Source organism: Mesorhizobium caraganae (assembly GCF_016836705.1).
In the GTDB taxonomy this organism is placed as follows: domain Bacteria; phylum Pseudomonadota; class Alphaproteobacteria; order Rhizobiales; family Rhizobiaceae; genus Mesorhizobium; species Mesorhizobium caraganae.
The window spans coordinates 125,615-146,508 of sequence record NZ_JAFCGY010000012.1 but is presented as its reverse complement, the minus strand read 5'-3'; the positions used below and the strand labels follow the sequence as shown (position 1 = coordinate 146,508).

Genomic DNA, 20,894 nt, shown 5'->3' with positions numbered 1-20,894 from the left:
GCGTCTTTCGTGAAGAGTGAAGCCCCATTGCGACACGGGCATGTTTGCGCAAACTTTGACGGCCCCAGGACATGGTCAGTCTCGTCAACGTCCAAACCATAGCTAATCTGCATGGCGTCTGAGGTCTGTCCGTGATTCGATTCCCCCGGAGAGATCGGAGGATGAGATGCGCGGCGAAGATGATGGGACGGAAGGGTTTTCTTCGTATGTGAGTTGCGAGGCTCAGGTTCCATCGGATCATCCGCTTCAAGCGATCCGTGCGATACACATCTTGCCAGCGGATTTCGCCTTGCCCGCAATCACCTATGCGGCGGTGGTCACATAACAGGCTGCGGAAAAACCCTTCGGAAGCGGCACTGGCTTTGGTGGATCGATTGGATGCCAAGCGACGGATCACGCTCGGTGCGGACAAGGCCTACGACGCGCGCGCGTTTGTCGCCGCCCTGCGCAAGCGCAAGGTTACCCCGCACATCGCCAAGCACGAGTATGTCACAAGAACGGCATCCTGCATCGAAGCGCTCTCGATGAGCGCACGACGAGGCATCCCGGCTATACGATCAGCCTGCGTATTCGTAAGCGGATTGAGGGGGTCTTCGGGTGGATCAAGACCACCGGAAGTCTTCGCCAAACGCGCCATGGAGGGACCGAGAAGGTGGACTGGGCGTTTACCTTAACCGTCGCCGCCTACAATCTGGTCCGGCTGCCAAAGCTGATGGCCGAGGGCGTGCCTAATCCGCCTCAAACCGGTGGATTGCGCAAAACCGGTCGAAAGAGCCTGACAAGAGCCGGCACAATGACCCTAGGGTGAGCTGATTTTCGCATCAATCCAACGGCAAAGGGCCTAACGGCTTGGGTTTTTCCGCAGCCTGTTAACTCTCGATAAATCCCCGTATACGCGTTCAAAAACGTCTGCGGTTTAGACGCGGGCGATCCAATCGCGTCGCGATTTCTCGCGCCAGACAAAAAGCGTTCCAAATCCGAATAGGCGAAAAGACGCTTGACTTAACCGCGGGACCTATTCACACTATATGATATTCGATATTGCATTCCAATGTGGGCTAGGCCGTGGATCGCTATATTCTCATCGACAGGCACGATGTAGTTGCTGTCATCACACTCAACAGGCCGGAAATCCTTAATGCCTGGCACGCTCCAATGCGGAGCCAACTTATCGATGCCCTCCTGGAACTCCAGAGCGACAAGGCAGTCGGTGCGATTGTCCTGACAGGGGCGGGGAACCGGGCATTCTGTGCAGGTCAAGATTTTAACGAAGCAAAGACGTTCGACGGTGATAGCGGTTCCAAATGGATCGCAGAATGGGAGCGTTTGTACGATGTCATTCGATCGCTTCCTAAGCCGCTGATCGCGGCGTTGAATGGAGTTGCCGCCGGTTCGGCGTTCCAGGTTGCACTGCTCTGCGACTTCCGCATTGGCCATTCTGGAGTACGGATGGGTCAGCCCGAAATCAATTCTGGCATTGCGAGCGTCACTGGGCCGTGGATCATGCGGGAAATCCTGGGGCTTGCTCGCACCACAGATTTGACGCTCAGCGGCCGATTGATGGATGCAACGGAGTGCCATTCGATCGGAATCATCAACAAGATTGTTCCGGCGGAAAGCGTCCTGGACGCCGCTCTCTCGCTGGCACGCGAATTGGCAGCGAAGCCTCCTCTTGCCATGCGCCTAGACAAGCAGTGGCTTCGCGAGATGACCGAGGCCGGGTTCCGCGAGTGTCTCGATGCGGCGGTGCGGATCCATCGTGAGGCTTACGCCTCCGGCGAGACGTCTCGGATGATGGACAAGTTCTTGGCTGAACGTGCAGCCAGGAAGGCGTGACATTTATGGTCAAGTCCCCCAATGGCTTTATTGCGGACTTCAGCAAAAAGGCCGATCAGAACCCGGATCGGATCTTTGCCAAGTTTAACGGTGAACCACTAAGTTTCGCTACGCTGAACAAACAGTCCACGACATTTGCGGCCGAGCTACGTCTTAGAGGCATGCAGCCTGGCGATCGTGTCGCAGTGATGATGCGAAATTCGCGGCTGTCCCTAGCCGTACTTTTCGGGATTGCCCGCTCAGGCGCCGTCTGGGTTCCGGTAAATGTTCATCAGAAAGGCGAGGGGCTGCGCTACATCTTGGACCACAGCAAGCCAAGACTGGTGGTCTGCGATCGAGAGTTTCTTCCGAGCATTGTTGATTGCCACGCCGGGATTCCATCTGACGCGGTGGTGACGATTGGTGAACCGTATGATGGGCGTTCACTCGAGACAGTTCTGCAGAAGAAATTGCCTTTCGCCGACGTTCGGCTCGAAGCCGATGATCTATTTGCAATAATGTACACGTCCGGGACCACCGGACGACCGAAGGGTGTTCTCGTCACGCATGGCATGTTGCGGCTTGCTGGGGAGGCCGCTCGCATCCTGACGGCGATGAAATCAGAAGACGTATTCTTCGTTTGGGAGCCGCTCTTCCACATCGGCGGCGCTCAATTGATCACTTTGCCGATCATCGAAGATGTCACATTGGCCATGGTCGATCGTTTCAGCGCGAGCTCTTTCTGGAGTCAGGTACGAGACGCTGGCGCGACCCACATTCACTACCTCGGCGGCATTTTGCAAATTCTGCTAAAGAAGCCGGAAAGCGACCTCGACCGTCAACATCTGGTGCGCATTGCATGGGGTGGCGGCTGCCCCAAGGACGCCTGGCCAAAGTTCAGGGACCGCTTCGGCGTGCAAATACGGGAATGCTACGGCATGACGGAAGCCTCGAGCATCACCACCTGCAATATCGAGGGCGTGGTCGGTTCGGTCGGCAAGCCGATGCCTTGGTACACTGTTGACGTTGTAGACGAGAGCGGCAATCCCGTAGCTCCCGGCAGCAGAGGAGAGATTATTGTCCGGTCGTCGTTGGAGGGTGCGCTTTTTAAAGGGTACCTGGACAACCAAGAAGCGACCGACAAAGCCCTTGTAGGAGGAGTGCTGCACACCGGCGACTCGGGCACCTTGGATGCTGAAGGAAACCTCTGGTTACACGGGCGCATCACTGACAGCGTCAGATGCAAGGGTGAGAACGTGTCGGCTTGGGAGGTTGAGCACGTAGCGGCAAGTCATCCCGCTGTCGAAGATTGCGCAATGATCGGTGTCACTGCTGACATCGGCGAACAGGACATCAAGCTGTTTGTGAAAGCCAAGAAAGGCAAGTCAATCGAACCGGAACACTTATCGGGCTGGCTGGCCGAACGTCTGGCCTCCTATCAGAACCCTCGCTACATCGAAATCGTCGGTGAGTTCGAGCGCACGCCAAGTCAAAGGATCATGAAACATCTGCTTCCGACAGACTTGGATAATTGTTGGGATCGGATGGCGGCGCAACAGTCAGCTCCGATCTAGGCGCGATCGGCTCTACCCGGCTTCCGCGGAGTCTAAAAAAGGGCGCCGCGACCCTTGTGTTTCGAAATGAGAGCGACTGCGAAAGGAAGGGCTAGATGGTTGGCAAGGTACCATCGGCAGTGGCCGATCGTTTGATACTCGTCGGTTGCGGTAATATGGGTTACGCGCTTTTGAGCGGCTGGTTAGGCTCAAAGGCACTTGATCCGAGGAATGTGCATGTCGTTGAGCCTCTTGCCGATCTTCGCGAGCGAGCGGCACGATTAGGGATCAAGGTACATGAGACGCCAGAGAGCCTGCCGGATCAAGCCGATCTGGTCGTTTTCGCTCTAAAGCCCCAAGCAATAACGGCAGAGTCGCCGATCTACCGTCGTTTTTCCGAACAAGCTATTTTCGTAAGCATTGCTGCGGGTTTGACTATCAGGGATCTGAGGACACTCCTCGGAAAGGCGCGAGTGATACGGGCCATGCCCAATACTCCTACCGCAATTGGTAAGGGATCGACGGTTGTCTTCCCAGGCGACGGCGTTCAGGAGCTAAACCTGAACAGAGTGGCGTCCCTGTTTGCCGCCGGCGGCCCTGTACATAAGGTGGATAACGAATCTGTGTTGGACGCTGCGACCGCTATCAGCGGTTCCGGCCCAGCCTATATCTTCTATTTTATGGAGTGCCTTACCATAGCCGCTCACGAGCTCGGCCTTCCAGAAGAGCTCGCAATAAAGCTCGTCAAGGAGACTGTTTACGGCGCTGGCGCCCTGGCTTTGCAAACTGAAAGCGAGCCGGCCCAACTCCGGCGGCAAGTAACAAGCGCCAACGGGACGACAGAAGCGGCACTCTCGCTCCTAACAGCAGAGGATAAACTCTTGTGTCTCATTCGCCGCACGACGAAAGCGGCTTTCGATAGATCAAAATCACTTTCCGCGAATGCGTGAATACTCGCGCAATCAGTTTTCTCGGTGACTTAGCTCGCCCTTGCACGGCAACACCTCTTGTTGCTCTCTGTACCGGCGGCATAAAACGGAAGACGGAGCGTGCGTTAGCACACAATTACGTTTGAACGATCCTACGGTCCAATTCGTCGATCGGGTAGGGGACCGTTTTTTTCAGCTTATGTCCGCCTGTACTGGGAAACAACTTTGGACATCTGGCGAGCGATATCAACTGTGATCGGGCTGAGTGTAGCCTCCACTCTCTCAGGCGTCCAATTGGCGGTCGAAGCCGCGATATTAACAGCAGCTATAACTTTGTTATCGTAGCCAAACACCGGCGCGGCCGTCGAGATGTCTCCAGGTATCGCCTCCTGGTCGGTTATGGAGAAGCCCTTTTGGCGCACTCCCTCCAATTGTTTGAGAATTCTTTGCCGATTGCTGATCGTGTGCAGAATCTCATTGATTGAGGCGGGCTCAAGGTTCGCAAGGATGGCGCGCCCTGGCGCCGTGACGAAAGCGGGGAGGCGCGTACCAACCGTTACGTACGAGCTCATCACGTTCCTGCTTGGAACACGCGAGATAAATATGATGTCGGAACCATCGAGCTCCGCCAGGTTGACGGTCTCCTGTGATCGTTTGTTGGCCTCGAGCAGGTATGGAAAGGTTACTTCAACTATGGGATTGCTGCGTAGGTAGGCATTTCCGATATTCATAGCCCTCGCTGACAGAGAATATTGCCGCGTTATTTCGTTCTGAGTTAGGTACCTGAGCGCCCGCAACGTGTAGAGCACGCGCTGGGTTGCACTTTTATTCAACCCAGACGCTTCCGAGACTTCCGATAATGTCATGGGGCGAGGATTGGCACAGAAGGTATCAAGGATAAGCAGCCCTTTCTCGATAGTTCCCAGATAGAGCCGTTCATCGACGTTGGGCTTCGAGAATGAAGCGAGTGAATTGAGCCCAGCCCTGCTCTTGTTCTTGTTATCGAGCATCGTCACTCCCAATTCATACCGGAATGCCACCCCGTGCGCATTGCTATCCAATGCGAATGCAAAGTCCAGCTCCCAATACAGGTAGGCTCTGCGCAAGTGGCACCATTTGCCGACGCCTGTAACTGAGGCCGTCAAACGGCGTGGTTCCAGGGCATAAGCGCGTCGATTTCGCTGCTCGGCTCGCCATGCTCCGATTCGCCGCTCAAGCGTACGACGCATGCCTTCGGACAACTCCGGATGCCCCGCAGCATCTCGTCATAAACCGCGACCGCCCGGATCCCGGGAGCGGCCTTGAGAAGCGGAATGACTTCGGCGTCAAAGATATGCTCGAGCGGATCGGGGCGATGGCGCTCGTGGGGCTGCTTCTTCTGCGACGGAAGTCGGGATCATGATCGATGCGGGAGGCTGTCGCCCGGCTGATCGACGCCTTCGCGACGGCGGAGCGGCGATGGCCCGCTCGGGGCCGGAAGTGGCGGATATCTTCCGCTGCTGCGGCGAACCCTATCGCGCACGGCATGATGCTGACGGCGATCGAACTGTGCCGGACCGCGGCGCTTGGCAGCGGGGGGAATGCCTGTCGCGACAGGTAATTGGCGTTGCTCGTTAGCTGCCTTATGGGCCAATTCTGTAACGCGGACTTGGCCCATAAGGCAGGTGTTGACGGCGATGCGCCGGTGGCCGCATTCATCGCATGCTTCGACGTGCCGCCGAATCGCTGGCCCGCGCACAATGGCTGGAGGATCGTCGCACCGAGCTACTCTTGGTAGTGCAACGCAGCAATCTCGTTTACTTGGTCCACCGCGTCGATCTTCCGCTGCGCAATCTGCTTGTCGGCGAAGGTCTGCTTGAGAAGCTGTTTGGCGAACTGGACCGGCAGTTGGAGAAGGCCGGCGTGATCCTGAAGCGTGGCACGATGCTGGATGCCACGCTGATCGATGCGGTCTCATCGCTGCCTTCGGGTGAGCGGGCCTCGAAGGATGCGGACGCGCGCCCCACCGTGCGGCAGGGCAAGAGCGGCTTCACCTTAGGCTACAAGGCTCATGTCGCAGTGGACGAGGGTTCGGGCCTGATCCGCAAAGTGATCACCACACCGGCCAACGTCAACGACACGGTGATGGCCGATCATTTGATCTGCGGCGACGAGAAGACGGTGTGGGCGGACGCCGCCTACGACACCCATGCCCGTCGCGCCCGGCTCAAGGCCGAAGGCAAGAAGCCTCGCATCGCACGGCGGCCCAACAAGCACCATCCGTTGCCGCCGCGGCTCAAACACTACAACCGCTTGATCGCCAGACGCCGCGCGGCGGTGGAGACCACCTTCGCGACGCTCAAGAACCGCATGAGGCTGACCACCATCCGCTATGTCGGGCTGGCGAAGGCCAGCGCCCAAGTGACATTGGCGGCGATCGCCTTTAACATGCGCCGATGGGCCGCCATCACAGGATAGGTGCGCCTGCAGCCCGGCCGTATAGGCCGAACCGCCGCCCGGAGCTCAAAACCAAACGCAAAATCCCCGGAAAGACAAGCAACAACCCGCCGCATTCCATTCCCGCCAGCGCTCTCAACTGCGCAACAGGCCCTAAGTGACGGACGGCATATCGACTGGTCTACGCAAAGGCGGTGCCGGCGCGGCGGCGCAGTACCAGCAACAAGCTTACCCCTCGCAGCAGTTGAAAAATGTGAAAAGCGGCCCAAAGTCCATGATTGCCGAACAACTGGCCGAATGCAAACAAAGTTGTGACAAAGGCCGCGAAGGATAGGAGCATCATATTGCGCACGTCGAGCCACCAAGTTGCGCCCACGAAGACGCCGGTCATCTGAAGTGCGAGCGCGCCGCTCGGTGCTGCGAAGGCCGCCCAAGGAAGATAGAGAGCCGCCTCGGCTCGCACATCAGCTGCCTTTGTTATGGCGCCAATGAGATGTTCACCGAACGCGAAGATCACAACGCTCGCAAGAACCGCAAGCGCAAGTCCCCAGCCTGCGGTCAGCTTAACGGCTTGTGAAAAAGCCGGCTGATAACGGGCACCAAGCGCTCGCCCGACGAGTTGCTCGGCCGCTGCTCCAAACCCATCAAGAAAATAGGCCGCGACCAGGAATATATGCATCAGGACCGCATTAGTGGCGAGGGTCAACGCGCCAAGCTGGGCGCTCTGTCTCGTAAACAGCATAAAGGCACCCAGGAGCATGCAAGAAGGGGTCACTATGTCACCGCTGACGTAAAGCATTCGCCCTATTGCCGCCATGTTGAACGTAAGTTGGCGCGACATTTTCGGCATCGCGCGGAAGCGGACCAAGAGGATTGTCATCCCGGCGACCATGGCGACGCCTTCACTGAAGACAGTCCCCCAGGCGACGCCTGAAATGCCCCAACCGAGATAAAGACCTAGAAGGATCGAGAGGGCGACATTCATCCCGTTCAGGAGAAGTTGCAGGAGAAGGCCGAGGACTGAATTGCCGCAGCCTAGGAAGTAGCCGAGAATTGTATAGTTAATGAAGGCAGCAGGTGCTGCGATAAGACGGACGCGAATGTACAAATCCATCGCGGCGGTCACACGCTGTTCCGTGTTCATGAACCATTCGCCAACCACGGCAATCAACGGCGAAAACAAGACCAGGCCCAGGCCAGAAATTGCAGCGATGACAAGCGCCCGCCAGAAGACCGCCTTCTCTTCCAGAGCGTCGTTTCTCCCGAAAGCCTGGGCGACTAGTGCTGTCGTGCCGGAGCGCAAGAAATTGAAGGCAGCGAAAACGATGTCGAAGACCGCCGCTCCGGCGGCAAGACCCCCAACTAAAGCTGCATCACCGAACCGGCCAACTACGGCCGTACCAACGAGGCCAAGCAGCGGCGTCGTGAGATATGCGAGCGTCATCGGAATGGCAATTGCCAGTACCTGCCGATGGGTTACCCTGAATGGCGTGGAGCCTTGAATCGACGTCTTCTTTGCCACGTTCGGCTCCTGTTGGATCGATTGCATTTGATTACAGTCGGTGTGACGAGCGGCCCTTGGACAGTTTCCGCAAACTTGCGATTCTTGGGAGGCCATTTCGACTTGCCTCAATCTTGCTTCGAGCGGATTGGCACTTGGCCCGATCTCTCAGCTGATATCATTTAAAAGAGACGATGGCGCAGCGAGCCATTGGGCGATTACACCACCATCTACAGCTGGACTGTTCGCTTCTGCACCCTTCGGTAGCAAGCGGCACCGCCTGAAAGACATCTGGCATCTGCGGAACCAATACCTGAACAGTTGTATCGAAGCGGAACTGTCGGGCCATCCAATGCCGGGCGGCGTCTTGGTCGCGCCCGATCTCAAAAAGGAAAATGAACGTACCATTGTCGGCAATTGGGAAGTGCAAAGATCCCGCAAAATTATTTGAAGGTTTTTTGAAACGAGGACTGGCCAGTCGCTGGGTACGAGTCAGAGGGAAACTGCCTTGCGGGCCAAGTGAGGGTGTAGCTGACGGTCGGTATGGATATCGCTACTGACTGTCGCCAGTCACTCGTCTCGAGATTGTTGGCACTGGCCGCCGGCGCCGCTGGTCGGAGGAGGAGAAGCTGCGGATCGTCGAGGATGGCAATTCGGCTCCGCGGCAGGCATCCGCGACAGCGCGGCGCCATGGGATTTCCAACCCACTGCTGTTTGCCTGTCGCAAGGCGTATCGCGAGGGTCGGCTTGGCAAAGGTGGCGTCTGCGGTTTCGTGCAAGCGACGATCGTACCGGAGCAGCCGACCCATGCAAACGCTGGTGAAAGCCAGCCCGAAAGAGACCTACGATCTCGACGAAAATCCAGGGCAAGCAAATGACCTATAGCCCGCGCGAAGGGCTGATCCATAAGTATGAGCTTGGTCTGCTCTATGTGACGGTGACCTGCTCCGCCCACTGTCGCTGCTGCTATCGCGAGGAGCTGATCGGGGGCAAAGAGATCACCCGCGAGGATCGCTCAGTTCCGGGAAGGCTCGATTGCCGAACCGGTTGGCGCGCATCGGATGCACGGCGCAAGTTGTTTCGTTGGCACCGCACGATCTCGGAAACGCCTGGTCATGCGGCAACTGTAACGCCATGGCCCTTCACCGCTTCTCCCTGCCGATAGTAGACACCGAAGCGGTTCCCCAGAAATGCGTCGAGCGCAATGTCCTCCTGGCGAACGAAGCCGTGGGCCGGGATATACCCGCCAGCAAGCAGATCGAGTACCGCGCAGATGCTGGAAGCGGTCGTAACCTGGATCGCGCTCGTGATGCGCCCTCCAATCTGCGTGCTGTAGATCTTGTTCGCGTAGGTTTCCTGGATCAAGCGGCCACTTCTTCGCCCGGAAACAGCCACGAACACGATCACGACGTCCTGTAGCGTCGTAGGCAGTGCGTGTTCGAGTATGTCCTTCAGTACCTCACGGCGGTGCCGTAGCCCCAAGTCCTGCAAAAGCGCCTTCATGATGGCGGCGTGACCGGGATAGCGGATGGTTCGATAGTTGAGCGTGTTGACCTTGCCCTTCAGCGTTTCGCAGAGCGTCCCCAATCCGCCGGAGGTATTGAAGGCCTCATAGGTGACGCCGTCGAGCGAGAATTCTTCGCGTTCCTCCAGTGCTGGCACTTCAACGAGTTCGCCGTTGACGACGGCCTGGCAGGGCTGGATGTACTCGTTGATGACCCCGTCCGTGCTCCAGGTGAGGTTGTAGTTCAAGGCGTTGCTCGGAAACTGCGGGAGTGCACCAACGCGCAGCCGCACGCTGTCGAGGCTGTCGAACTTTCGTGCAAGGTCGCTCGCCACGATGGAGATGAAGCCGGGCGCCAGTCCGCATTGTGGAATGAATGCGGTCTTGGCTGTCTTGGCGATCCGCCTTACCTGCCGAGTGGACTCTACGTCCTCGGTGAGGTCGAGATAATGCACCCCAGCTTTTGCAGCAGCAGTCGCGATGGTAACCGTCAGCTGGAAAGGCGCCGCGCTCAGTACCGCATATTTGCCGGACATCAGCGCAGACAAGGCTGCCTCGTCGGTGATATCGAGGATTGCCGTCGAACGGGCTGGACCACTTTCAATTTCCGCCAGCTGTTCGGCACCGCGGTCGACGACTGTCACATGATAGTCCCCGTTATCCGCAAGCAGCCGAGCGATCGTGGATCCGATCTTTCCAGATCCGATGACGACGACATCCTTCATTATTTCCTCCTGCAAAGCACCATATCCGACGGTAATGCTCTCAGGTGGTGCGGTTGTAGTGTTAACTTTTATAAAATTCTGACCTCCGTTCGTCGCATCGCAGGAGAGAATTTAACGAAACGCAGGTTTCGGACAAAAATCGCCAACTTCTGGTGCTGCTTGCAGAAGACGCGCGCATGCCCACCGCCGTGCTCGCGCGGAGGTTGGGTGTGTCGCGCACGACAATTCAGGCGCGGCTCGATCGCCGGAACGTTCCTGAGCCTGGACAGGGTTGGAAAGTCGATCGCGGCGCTCAAAGGGATTGAAGGTCATGCAATCGGCATCGCGGCGCCAGACATCTTTTGCTTCACCCTAATCCCGCGGGCTGTCAGGCAGATCCGTGTCCATGACCGATCCTGCGTCTTCCACGTCAAGTCGGGAGCTACCAGGACCTCGCAGAGCATGTGCTCAACGGGCGCGCTGATCTGGGCGTGTCGCGTCTGCCCCTTAACGAAAGACTCTTTGACTGGATGCCAGTCACAACCGCGACGAATGTCCCATCAGATTCCATGTGACGTGAATTGCCATCAACGTGCGTTCATGATTGCTGGGTATATGTCACGTCCTCGCTTGCTGCCGGAAAAGAATTTCCCGAGCTACGCATACCTTCCTGGCAAACATCCACATCCGGTGCGCGACCCCTTGGGTCACAGTTACCAAAGCGACCCGGTGACCGTTGTTGCCGTCGAGGAAGCACTCAGCTCACACGCATTCCGATGGGGTATCGACCTCTTCAACCACGGCTATTACTGGGAAGCTCATGAAGCTTGGGAGCCTCTATGGCACGCTGCGAAACAAAGCGCTCAGCATCGCCAGTTCTTCAAGGGATTGATCCTGTTGGCAGCGGCCGGGGTGAGATCCGCGAAGGAAAGCGGGTCGCTGCCGCGCGCCATTCGGCAAGGGCTGCGGCGCTATTTTATCAGGTGGCGCTTCTGCCGAGCCGGCCCTTTGAGGCCGCACTTGAACTCGGAAATCTATGGGCTCCGTATCCGTCCTTAAAATTGGCCAAGATCACAGCTTGGGCCGATGGCCCAATACCTGTCGTAGGATGAGGAATTTCGAAGCCTTTGCTTGCGCGTCCTGACATCATAAGAAGTCGGCCGAGAATGCGATGTCCTCCCATCCGACCGGAGATCTATGCAGTCGTCTGGAACGATCCGAACAAGAGCAGTTGCCGGCTAGGACTGCGACATCCTGCGGGTCGACGAGGCTGAGGCGCTGCTTGAAGCCTCGACGATGCCGGGTATAGCGTGGCGATCTGGAAGAGACGTGCGCGACACTCTCGATCAAGGTGAGATTCAACGTCGCCGCGCTATGCTCTCGCTGTAGTAGCGCTTAAAGGACTAGCCTTCCCGACCAGCGGTCCGCTTCGATCTTCGTGCCATATGACGCCGACCGCCGGGCAAGATCCTCGATGATCGAGCGGCCCATCTCGCTCCTGGCTAGTACCGGCACGCGCCTCGTGTGAGGTAGCCCCGTCTCAAGGGATTTCTCTCCACCCAGGATGATCGGTTCCAGTGACATGCCACAGAGTGCTCCGTCTTCATTGAAGGAGCAAAGGGCCACCACGCTTTTCCAGACGTCGGCCGAGTTCCACTCAGCTTCGTGCTCTGGAACGTGAAAGATAAAATTGCCGAGCCCAAAAAACAGTGGCGCCGATTTGTATATCTCCACCGGCTGCAGCACAGGCGCACCGTGGCAGGCAAATATCCGCGCACCTGTGTCGACGCATCTCCTGGCGAATACCCTCACCCACTCGGGAACTTCGCGCCAGTCGGCCTCCCAGTGGTGGTGGTGAAGATAGGCTATGACGAACTCGCCACGGCGGGCGGACTCGTTTATCGCGGCAAGCTGACTGGACGCACTGGTTTGGTCAATGAGAATGTGCCGCCGATTCTGGACCGACCGTCGGAACACCGTCCCGTAGAAGTCGATGTCGCGAGGGTCGCTCACGACTGGCGGATCGTCTGGTTGGTAATAGTTTGCCCTCTCCAACTCGCCGCTCTTGAATATCGACTGTATGGCGGTCAGCATGTCGAACTTTTCAGGATCAACAGTGAAGAGCCGGCGCACCTCTAGCCTGTTAACGCCCGGCCTGGCGGGTCTGTCCGAAGCTGCGTCGTCGGCATACATTGTCGCCGGGCCAGGCCCGGCGTCCATGGCAGCCAATGCGACCGTCTTCGCTCCCATCTTCTTCGAACGAGATGTCCTCGCGGCGGCACGGTCAGGGCCTGTGCCCGCATGGAGAAACCCGCGAGCCTCCACCTCCTCGAGCGTGGAAAGGACCCCACCTGGACCTAAGTCAAAAGCGTGGTTGTTCGCCAAGGACAGCGTGTTGAAGCCCATATCCTTCAGAACGTCGAGGACAAACGGCTCCGAACAACCGAAAAACGATCCCTTCATCGGCCAGCCAGGGTGGCGTCCCGTTACGGTCGTCTCCAAGTTGGTGAAGGCGACATCGGCAGTTTTCAACATCTGCACAATGTCATGGAAGCCGCTGTCGGGCGACGCACGGACATCGTGGTGAATCAAGGATTGGCCGGTCATTGCGACGGTGAAGGGCGATGTCATTTTTTGCGAGCTTCTTTTCGGAAAGGGCGAGCATGGGGCGACAGCATGGCGAACCCCGTTGCTTCGCCATGCCGCAATTCGAAGAACTTACGAAACGTCATTCAGAGCGCTGGGGTGGAGAGAGGTCGAAGCCGAACCATTGCAGGCTGAGCTTCTTCAACGTGCCGTCATTGACCGCGCCGACAATCGCCTTGTCGAATGCCTCCACCAAATCTCCATCGTCCTTCCTGATGCCGATGCCAATGCCGGGTCCCCACGTCCCGCCAAAGAGTTGCGGACCATAGAACGCCGCGTTCTGGCCGTCCGGGCTGTCCAGAAACAGCTTCCAGTTGGAGTAATCCGCCAACCCACCGTCGATCCGGGCGGCGGCGAGATCTAGCTTCAGGTTCTCCAGGGAGTCGTAGCTCCGGATCGTCGCCACCTTGCCGAACAGGTCGGTCAAGACTGCCTCGGAGTTGGAGGAGCGCAGCACACCAAGGGTTTTCCCGGTCAGGGCCTCCTTGACCTGGTCAAGGATCGCCTGTTTGCCGGCGTCCATTCCCGTGAGGTTCAGCTTCCGCTTTATGTCAGTTGGTGGCAAGTTCAGATCCCGACGCATGACGATCTGGTTGGTGCCGATAGCGTAGGGCTCTGAGAAAGAGATGGTCTTCTTCCGCTTCTCGGTGATGGACATACCGGAAATAATCGCGTCGTATTTTCCAACGGTGAGCGCAGGGATGATCCCGTCCCAATCCTGCGCCACAAAATTGCATTCGATGTTCATGCGGCGGCACAATTCCTTGCCGACGTCGATGTCGTAGCCAACGAGCTGGCCGTTGGCATCGATCGAGTCCCATGGCGGAGACGCACCCTCGGAGGCGATCGTGATCGCGGTTCGGGCGCCGGCGTGCGCGCTCATCGTCCAAAGCATGGCTACGGCGAAGGCGATCGGCAAAAGATGTCTCGGCATGATTAGATTCCCCTCTTTTGGTTGAGTTGTCCGTTGATGAGTCAGGGCGCATAGACCCGCGCCAAGTCCGGCTGCAGCCCGCAACAGATGCCGACAGAGTCGGTCCGCCAATGCATAGCCAGTTCGGCGAGATCGATGTGTTCGCCGCCGGCTGATCCGAGCAGGACCGCCTCGTCGCCAAAGGCCGCATCCGGGACGCGGGACAGATTGACACGCACATGCTCCAAGTGCAGGGGAGCAAGCAGCGGGACCCGTGTCCCGCGGATGATCGCGCTGGCGCCAAATGGCAAATCCCTCGGCAGCCCGTGTCCCCAGCCGATGCCAAGCACACCCATCCGCATGTCGGGGCTATAACCAGGCAGATCAGGTGCAGGGCCAATGCTGGCATCAGCCCGTTTGACGGAGACGAGCCGGGCCTTAATCGCGTGAAGGGCTGGCCTGAGGGTGAGTGGGCGTACCGCCCTCGCAGTGTCGGCGATGCCGAACAACATTGCCCCAGGGTCGACCGCGTCCAGATCCATCTCGGGGTGGCGCAGCACACCGTCGCTGCTGGACAACATGACGATAGCGGGTCGCCGGGTGATGGTTGCCAAAAGGTCTTTCAGACGGCTCCATTGCTCCCTAGCTGTCGGCCCGGTGCCTGGAAGTTCGTTCAAATGCGCGTACAAGCCCTTGATGTCGATATTGGGTGTAGCGGCGGCCCTATCGAGCAATCCTTCAACCTCGGCTGGGAGCGCGCCGGCGCGCCAGAAGCCGAGATCGACCTTGACGAATGCGGATAACCTTTCCGATGTCGCCGCCCAGGCCTCAAGCTCGGATGCGCTCGAAAGGGTGATTGTGAGATCCAGCTCCGCGACGTCGCTGGCCCATTGGGGACTTATGCCCGGATAGAGCAGAATTGGCGTCCGGGGAGCCCGCGAGCGGACGCGATAGGCGTCTCGCGCTGAGGCAACGCCGAATCCGTCCACCCCCTCGGCCGCCAGCACAGCCGCGACCTCGGCGGCGCCACACCCATAGGCATCGTTTTTGAGACAAGCAAAGATCTTGACGGCGGGTCCCACTGCCGACCTGACGGCGCGATAGTTGTGAACGATCGCCGACAGGCTGATCTCCCGCCAACACGACGCTGCGGCTGCGGACGCTAACAGGGACGTGGCATTCGTCATGGCGAAACCCGCCGCAACGAGAGCATCGCCGTGTTTCGCGCTACCTTCGGCTCAGCGCCTGCGAGGTACCTCTCCAGGAGGCGGAAGACCGAGGTTACGAGGTATGTGAGAGCGAGATAGATCACGCCGGCGGCGAGAAATATTTCATAGGGCGCGAAAGTTTCGGAAACGAGCCGGCGCGCTACGCCGGTGATTTCGAGAAGCGTCACCGTGCTAGCGAGGGAACTGGCTTTCGGCAAGCCGATGACCTCGTTCGTATAGGACGGCAATGCGGTGCGGAACGCGATTGGAAACACGATGAGCCGGGCCCGCTGCAAACGCGACATGCCGATGGCTTCCGCAGCTTCGACCAACCCGCGCGGCACCGCCTGGATTGCACCCCGGAAGAGTTCCGTCGTGTAGGCGGCGCTGTTCAGCGAGAAGGCGAGCAGCGCGCACCAGAAGGGATCGCGCAACAACACCCAGAGGGGGCTGTGGCGGATCACTTCGATCTGGCCGAGGCCGTAGTAGATAAGAAAGAGCTGCACCAGCAGCGGCGTACCGCGGAACACGTAGGTGTAGGTCAGTATGGCCGACGAGAGATATCGGCTGTCAGATGCCCGCATGAAGGCCAAGGGCACGGAGATGATGAAACCGACCATCAGCGACGGAACCGTCAGCGCTATCGTCAGGAACGCTGCGTTTGCCAGTGTCGCGATACTCTGGAGGAAGATGTCGAGCTGCATCTGGATTCCCCTCAGCGCAACTGGCCTGGTACAACGAAGTGTTGCTCGATCATTCTGAACGCCAACAGCGAGAGGCTCGTGAGCAGCAGGTAGAGCGCGGAGGCGGCGAGATAGAATGTGAGCGGCGCCCGCATGGAGCCCGCACCGACGAAGGCGACACGCATAATGTCTGTCAGGCCGACCACAGAAATCAGCGCTGTGTCTTTAAGGAGTGAGATCCAGAGGTTGCAGAAGGCCGGCAATGCCACGCGCACCATCTGCGGCAAGATCACGAGTAACCAGATCTGCCAAGATTTCAGGCCGATCGATGATGCGGCCTCCCATTGTCCACGCGGGATACTCAAGATGGCTCCGCGGAAGATCTCGGTGGAGTAGGCGCCAAAAACGACGGTCAGCGCGATGACACCTGCCGAGAGGGCGCTGATCTCGACATATCGGCCGATCACGAAGGTGATCGCCGCCGTTCCCCCGAAATAAATGAGGAGGATCACCAGCAGTTCGGGCACGCCCCTGATAACGGTCGTATAGATTTCGGCCAGCCACATCGGAATCCGATAAGCTGACAGCTTCGACGCGGCGCCGGCGAGGCCCACGGCGGTCCCGAGGACACCGCTGACTGCCGCGACCAGCACCGTCATGCTGAGTCCGTGCAGGAATTGTATAGCGAAGCCGTTCATGACGCAGGTCGCCCCATCAATAATGCGATTGAAGGAATCGGCGGAGCCGTTCGGAAGCGGGGTCAAGGAATAGCCGCTGCGATGGGCCCTCTTCCTCGATTTTGCCGTCATGCATGAACGCCGCGCGCGTAGAGACCTCCCTGGCGAAGGCGATCTCATGGGTTACCAGGAGCATGGTGCGCCCCTCCTCGGCCAGCGACCGGATGACCTTGAGCACCTCGCCGGTCAGTTCCGGATCAAGCGCCGACGTCGGCTCGTCGAATAACAGGACGGCGGGCTCCATGGCGAGAGCCCGGGCGATGCCCGCACGTTGCTGCTGCCCGCCCGAAAGGTGGCGCGGATAGTGATGACGCCTGTCCGCAAGGCCGACCTGTGCGAGATATTGCTCCGCGACCCCGATCGCTTCCCGCCGTGGCTGTCGCAGGACGTGCGTTGGGCCTTCCGCGACATTCTCAAGGATCGTTCTGTGCGGCCACAAATTGAAGCTCTGAAAGACCATCCCCAGGGAGGCCCTGACCCGTTGAATCTGGCGTCGGTCAAGAACGGCGCCGCCACGGCCGTTTACCGCCTCGCGAAGCTTCAACCGCTCACCCAAGGCCCACATGCGCCCGCGGTTCGGCACCTCAAGCAGGTTGAGGCAGCGCAATAGCGTGCTCTTGCCGGAGCCGCTGCTTCCCAGAATGCAGATCACCTCGTGCCGATGGGCGGTGAGCGTAACGCCACGTAGAACGGGGGTAATTGCCGAACGATTTCTCAAGTCCCTCTACCCTGAGGGCCGCCACGTCATCGCGGCCTGACTTATCGAGATCGGAGCGTGCCAACGAAACGTCTTCCGCCGTACATGCGATGCGCGCCAACCGCTGCGGCAATCGAGCCTTCCCGGAACTGGGCGAAAAGCTCCGCACTGCTGCCGACCATGGTCGCATCATCCGCCATTCCCATTCTGCGTTGAAACCCGGCAGCGGCGAGGCGACGCCCAAGAGCTCATCTCAGCGGGCGACCAGGCTTGACCGTGATCTGCCACAACAATCGGCCAAGGCAGGCGGACCGGTCAATTTATAAGCTAGATTCTTTTCGTATAAGCTGAGCTAATATAGCCATACTGGGCACTAGTGCCGAAAATGCGCATTTTTGGCCCACTATTCGTGCTTGCTCAACAGTTCGCGCCGCCGCATGATAAGGTGTCGTCGTTTGCTCCGGCCCAATGACTATCGACGTAAGAGCGCCGGGCAGGCACGACCGACGGGGGCAAACTTGGTCGAGATTGCGAACACTGGTGTAACGCTCCGCCAGCTGCAGATTTTCCGACAGGTCGTGCGGCTGGGCTCTGAACGTCAGGCCGCCAAGGTCCTGCGCGTCACCCAATCGGCGGTAAGCCAACAGGTCGCGCAACTGGAGACGGCGCTTGGCGTGCCGCTGTTTAGGCGCGAGGGAAACCGGCTGGTCGCCACGGCGCAGGCCTGGGAGCTGCTTCGCGAGATCGACGGGACGTTTTTGAGCCTTGACAGGGTTGGAAAGTCGATCGCGGCGCTCAAGGGGATTGAGGGTCATGCAATTGGCATCGCGGCTCCAGACATCTTTTGCTTCACCCTTGTCCCGCGGGCCGTCAGGCAGATCCGTGTCGATGACCGCTCATGTGTCTTCCACATCAAGTCAGGCAGCTACCAGGACGTCGCAGAGCATGTTCTCAACGGACGTGCTGATCTGGGCCTGTCGCGACTGCCCCTCGACGAGAGGCTCTTTGACTGGATGCCGGTCGCGACTGCGACCAATGTCTGCCTCTTTCCGGCGGGGCATCGGCTAGCGGAGAAGGACCTGATCACGCCGGAAGATTTGCGCGACGAGCCTATGATCGATATCGAGCCACGCCAAAATACTCACCAGATGGACTTGAACGCTCTGCGTTACATGGGCGTGGAGCCGAACATCGCCGTCGAGGTTGACGCCAACGGACATGAGGCTGCGTTCATCGCGGCTGGTGTCGGGATTTCGGTGACAAACAGTATCGTCGCGAAGGAATGCGCGTTCTTTGGCCTTCAGTTCCGGCCGTTCGAACCCAGTGCGATTTATCATTATGTCGTGTTTTGGCAGCGGGGACGCCAGTTAAGCGGGCAATTGCGGGTGGCACGCGAACGGCTCGCCGATGCGCTGCGGGACCCTGCGTGACGGTATCGGCGGAGACCTGCCGTCGCGGCCATGCGCTGGCAAACCGAAGCGAGGACGCCTCGGAGAGGTTGACGTGGCCGATCTGGGAAGTATCCCGTGTCCGGAGGGGAAGCCCGTGCTAAGTATTTTCCGAAGTTGAAGCTGACTGTCGTCGCGGTTTTCCGGCCTATCGGCGGTGTTCTTACCCCTAGCCTTCAAGTAAATGGCCCAGCGCCTTCAGCGGACGCAAGCGATCACAAATAATTTTCACGATGGCCAGCACGGGAACAGCCAGGATCGCTCCGGGCACACCCCACATCCAGAACCAGAATACCAGCGACAGAATGACGAGCACGGGGTTCAAGGTGAAGCGCCTCGCGAGCAACATCGGCGTCAGCGTCTCTCCCTCGACGAGATGGATGCCGAAGTAGAGGGCTGCCGGCAACAGCGCCCATAACAGGCTGTCGAAGGTGAGCATTCCCGCAAGGACGAAGATGCTCATCCCGAACAGCGGCCCCAGAATGGGGATGTAGTTGAGCAGGAAGGCCGTCGCGCCCCACAAGAGAGGGTCTCCGAGCCCACAAAGATACATCGCGACCGCGGTGGCGATGCCCACCGCGGCATTCATGCCGGTAATCGTCAACAGATAGGCGGACACATCCCCCTCGATCTGCTGAGAGATATCGACTGCTTGCCGCTTTTCGCTCAATCGCGGCAGGATCTCGACAAATCGCCGAAGGAATGTATCGCCCGACACCATCAGGAAGTAGAGCACCAGGACGGTCGTGAACAAGCCGTCGAGGACGGCGCGCGTACCGGAGAACAAAGCGCCAGTCAGGCCGAGGTCAGTGCGGATCGAGACGGTCGAGCCTTTCTGTCCAGGATTGTCGGCGATCTCTTCTACCTGCTGGATGAATTTCTGCAGCGCCTGGATCGGGCCTTTCAGGACCACCAGATGTGTTTCAAGACGCGGTATCCCTTGCGGCAGTCTCTCCGCCCATGTCGCGGCAGGCCCCGACAAGGCGGCAACAAGACCGACCAACACTGCGACAACGAGTAGAATCGGCAGGAGCGCCCCCAAGGCTCTTGGCAGATGGACACGCTCCAGCAACCGAACGACAGGCTGCAAGAGGAGCTTCAACACGAAAGCAAGCACGACAGGAAGGACGATGGAGCTTGCCACATAGGCAATCACCACGACGCTCACCGTGAACAGACCGCCAAGAAAGAATGTCTGCGGATTGGATGGCAACGGCATTTCCGTTTCGTCGACCATCCGGCTCGGCTCGGCATTCGGTTCCGGCTCAGACGCCTTCCGGTCCGTCGACGAAGGCGGGCGCTGCGGTGGTCGTGCGATTGGACCCATGGTTGTGGTTCACCTTGTCCCCGTTGCCTCACTCGGCTGCGCGCATATGCTGTCTCGTAGATGAGTTGTGCTCTACTCCCGATCAATCAGATATCACGGGTCAGCGCGAAGACTTCGAATCGTTTCGCAAGTTGCACCCGGAAAACCATCATGGTCCAGTATCGAAATCCGATCTCACACACGAGACTCCGACACGCGGCAGAACCGCCCGTCGTATAATGCCGCGGCACGCCGCCAATTGCCCATGAAGCGCTTGCCCCAGTGGTGTAGGGTTGTACGTAGTGGAGCCTCAAGATTTCGACATCGGTGACAATCTGACCCGAGCGCTCAGCGTCAGCAGACTTCGGAGAGAGATGCAAGATATCATGAGTTACCGAACCACCGGACTGACTATCGAATATTGTGACAGGATCAGCGAACCACTTACGACCAATCTATTCGGGTCTGCGTGGTCGCGCTAGTCGAAAGCAAGCAACGGATGCGTTGGAGAACCGGAAACAATGCCTTGGAACGTCATTCTTGCGCCGGAAAGTCAGGAGATGACCATGGCGCGGTCAGCCAACCTCTATGTTCATCTCGGCAAACTGAGGTTCTGTCGAGCGCAGAGCCGCTGGCGCATTTGGCACGTTTTTAAGAGCTCTGGGTAATGCCGCTATCCGTACAACAGAAGTTCACGCAGTTTCCGAAGAGAGATCTCCTTTGAATTACGATTTTAAGCCCGGTTAAGCCGATAATGGAAACAGTTGATTGCCGAACATATTGGTTTGAATGACTCGCTAATCGAATGTCGGAA

The 20,894-nt window shown here is 58.6% G+C and carries 18 protein-coding genes and 4 pseudogenes; 11 read left to right on the top strand and 11 right to left on the bottom strand.

Translation table 11 applies throughout. From position 1 onward, the window contains the following. Positions 1–373: 373 nt before the first annotated feature. The 4 genes from JQK88_RS36345 to proC all read left to right on the top strand — a co-directional run bounded on the left by JQK88_RS36345 (position 374) and on the right by proC (position 4,318). Positions 374–808, top strand: a complete 435-nt coding sequence (locus JQK88_RS36345) for a transposase (protein WP_203279319.1) — start codon at positions 374–376, stop codon at positions 806–808. Positions 809–1,065: 257 nt separating this feature from the next. Next, on the top strand, positions 1,066–1,836 hold the full coding sequence (locus JQK88_RS20660) for an enoyl-CoA hydratase/isomerase family protein (RefSeq protein WP_203279290.1): 771 nt from the start codon (positions 1,066–1,068) through the stop codon (positions 1,834–1,836). Positions 1,837–1,841: 5 nt separating this feature from the next. Beyond that, the gene (locus tag JQK88_RS20655) at positions 1,842–3,389 is read left to right on the top strand and encodes an AMP-binding protein (RefSeq protein ID WP_203279289.1); all 1,548 of its coding nucleotides are present in this window, start codon (positions 1,842–1,844) and stop codon (positions 3,387–3,389) included. A 95-nt stretch (positions 3,390–3,484) separates the two neighbouring features. Continuing rightward, the gene (gene proC / locus JQK88_RS20650; protein WP_210388352.1) at positions 3,485–4,318 is read left to right on the top strand and encodes a pyrroline-5-carboxylate reductase; all 834 of its coding nucleotides are present in this window, start codon (positions 3,485–3,487) and stop codon (positions 4,316–4,318) included. 176 nt (positions 4,319–4,494) lie between these two features. Here the strand turns inward: proC and JQK88_RS20645 are convergent, their stop codons facing one another. Both JQK88_RS20645 and JQK88_RS20640 read right to left on the bottom strand, forming a co-directional pair. Continuing rightward, positions 4,495–5,307: an IclR family transcriptional regulator gene (locus tag JQK88_RS20645; RefSeq protein WP_203279317.1), complete on the bottom strand. Its 813-nt coding sequence runs from the start codon at positions 5,305–5,307 to the stop codon at positions 4,495–4,497. Positions 5,308–5,484: 177 nt separating this feature from the next. Next, positions 5,485–5,824: pseudogene (locus tag JQK88_RS20640) on the bottom strand (hypothetical protein); the annotation flags it as partial. Between JQK88_RS20640 and JQK88_RS37810 the strand changes: the two are divergent. Together JQK88_RS37810 and JQK88_RS20635 are read left to right on the top strand one after the other, a co-directional pair. Next, positions 5,756–6,067 (top strand): annotated as a pseudogene (locus tag JQK88_RS37810) (hypothetical protein); the annotation flags it as partial. The pseudogenes JQK88_RS20640 and JQK88_RS37810 sit on opposite strands and share 69 nt — an antisense overlap. 57 nt (positions 6,068–6,124) lie before the next feature. Beyond that, positions 6,125–6,754 (top strand): annotated as a pseudogene (locus tag JQK88_RS20635) (IS5 family transposase); the annotation flags it as partial. Between the two features lie 160 nt (positions 6,755–6,914). Here the strand turns inward: JQK88_RS20635 and JQK88_RS20630 are convergent. Further along, positions 6,915–8,282 carry an MATE family efflux transporter gene (locus JQK88_RS20630; RefSeq protein WP_203279288.1) on the bottom strand — a complete coding sequence of 456 codons (1,368 nt, stop codon included), beginning with the start codon at positions 8,280–8,282 and terminating at the stop codon, positions 6,915–6,917. Positions 8,283–8,382: 100 nt separating this feature from the next. Between JQK88_RS20630 and JQK88_RS20625 the strand changes: the two genes are divergently transcribed. Both JQK88_RS20625 and JQK88_RS20620 read left to right on the top strand, forming a co-directional pair. Beyond that, positions 8,383–8,685 carry a hypothetical protein gene (locus JQK88_RS20625; protein ID WP_203279287.1) on the top strand — a complete coding sequence of 101 codons (303 nt, stop codon included), beginning with the start codon at positions 8,383–8,385 and terminating at the stop codon, positions 8,683–8,685. Positions 8,686–8,794: 109 nt separating this feature from the next. Further along, the gene (locus JQK88_RS20620) at positions 8,795–9,112 is read left to right on the top strand and encodes a transposase (protein ID WP_203279316.1); all 318 of its coding nucleotides are present in this window, start codon (positions 8,795–8,797) and stop codon (positions 9,110–9,112) included. A gap of 235 nt (positions 9,113–9,347) precedes the next feature. Here JQK88_RS20620 and JQK88_RS20615 read toward each other — a convergent pair whose 3' ends face one another. Next, positions 9,348–10,463 (bottom strand): saccharopine dehydrogenase family protein, encoded by a 1,116-nt coding sequence (locus JQK88_RS20615; RefSeq protein WP_203279286.1) that lies wholly within the window; start codon positions 10,461–10,463, stop codon positions 9,348–9,350. A gap of 125 nt (positions 10,464–10,588) precedes the next feature. On the opposite strand from JQK88_RS20615, the pseudogene JQK88_RS36340 reads away from it, so the two are divergent. Beyond that, positions 10,589–10,708: pseudogene (locus JQK88_RS36340) on the top strand (AsnC family transcriptional regulator); the annotation flags it as partial. Between the two features lie 196 nt (positions 10,709–10,904). After that, positions 10,905–11,501 (top strand): DUF309 domain-containing protein, encoded by a 597-nt coding sequence (locus tag JQK88_RS20605; protein WP_312037309.1) that lies wholly within the window; start codon positions 10,905–10,907, stop codon positions 11,499–11,501. A 336-nt stretch (positions 11,502–11,837) separates the two neighbouring features. Here JQK88_RS20605 and JQK88_RS20600 read toward each other — a convergent pair whose 3' ends face one another. From JQK88_RS20600 to JQK88_RS20575, 6 genes are all read right to left on the bottom strand, one after another. Continuing rightward, positions 11,838–13,073, bottom strand: a complete 1,236-nt coding sequence (locus tag JQK88_RS20600; protein ID WP_203279285.1) for a CapA family protein — start codon at positions 13,071–13,073, stop codon at positions 11,838–11,840. A 97-nt stretch (positions 13,074–13,170) separates the two neighbouring features. After that, positions 13,171–13,983, bottom strand: a complete 813-nt coding sequence (locus JQK88_RS20595) for a transporter substrate-binding domain-containing protein (RefSeq protein ID WP_376740439.1) — start codon at positions 13,981–13,983, stop codon at positions 13,171–13,173. 80 nt (positions 13,984–14,063) lie between these two features. Continuing rightward, positions 14,064–15,188, bottom strand: coding sequence for an alanine racemase (gene alr, locus JQK88_RS20590; protein ID WP_203279283.1), 1,125 nt, complete (start codon positions 15,186–15,188; stop codon positions 14,064–14,066). Continuing rightward, positions 15,185–15,913: an ABC transporter permease gene (locus JQK88_RS20585; protein ID WP_203279282.1), complete on the bottom strand. Its 729-nt coding sequence runs from the start codon at positions 15,911–15,913 to the stop codon at positions 15,185–15,187. Before JQK88_RS20585 ends, alr begins: the two co-directional genes overlap by 4 nt. Before the next feature lie 11 nt (positions 15,914–15,924). Next, the gene (locus tag JQK88_RS20580; RefSeq protein WP_203279281.1) at positions 15,925–16,590 is read right to left on the bottom strand and encodes an ABC transporter permease; all 666 of its coding nucleotides are present in this window, start codon (positions 16,588–16,590) and stop codon (positions 15,925–15,927) included. Positions 16,591–16,606: 16 nt separating this feature from the next. After that, positions 16,607–17,347, bottom strand: coding sequence for an ATP-binding cassette domain-containing protein (locus JQK88_RS20575; RefSeq protein WP_203279280.1), 741 nt, complete (start codon positions 17,345–17,347; stop codon positions 16,607–16,609). A 497-nt stretch (positions 17,348–17,844) separates the two neighbouring features. On the opposite strand from JQK88_RS20575, the gene JQK88_RS20570 reads away from it, so the two are divergent. Then, complete coding sequence (locus JQK88_RS20570; protein ID WP_246749944.1) at positions 17,845–18,756, top strand: LysR family transcriptional regulator; 912 nt, start codon at positions 17,845–17,847, stop codon at positions 18,754–18,756. Between the two features lie 187 nt (positions 18,757–18,943). Here the strand turns inward: JQK88_RS20570 and JQK88_RS20565 are convergent, their stop codons facing one another. Further along, positions 18,944–20,101: an AI-2E family transporter gene (locus tag JQK88_RS20565; RefSeq protein ID WP_203279279.1), complete on the bottom strand. Its 1,158-nt coding sequence runs from the start codon at positions 20,099–20,101 to the stop codon at positions 18,944–18,946. Between the last annotated feature and the right edge of the window lie 793 nt (positions 20,102–20,894).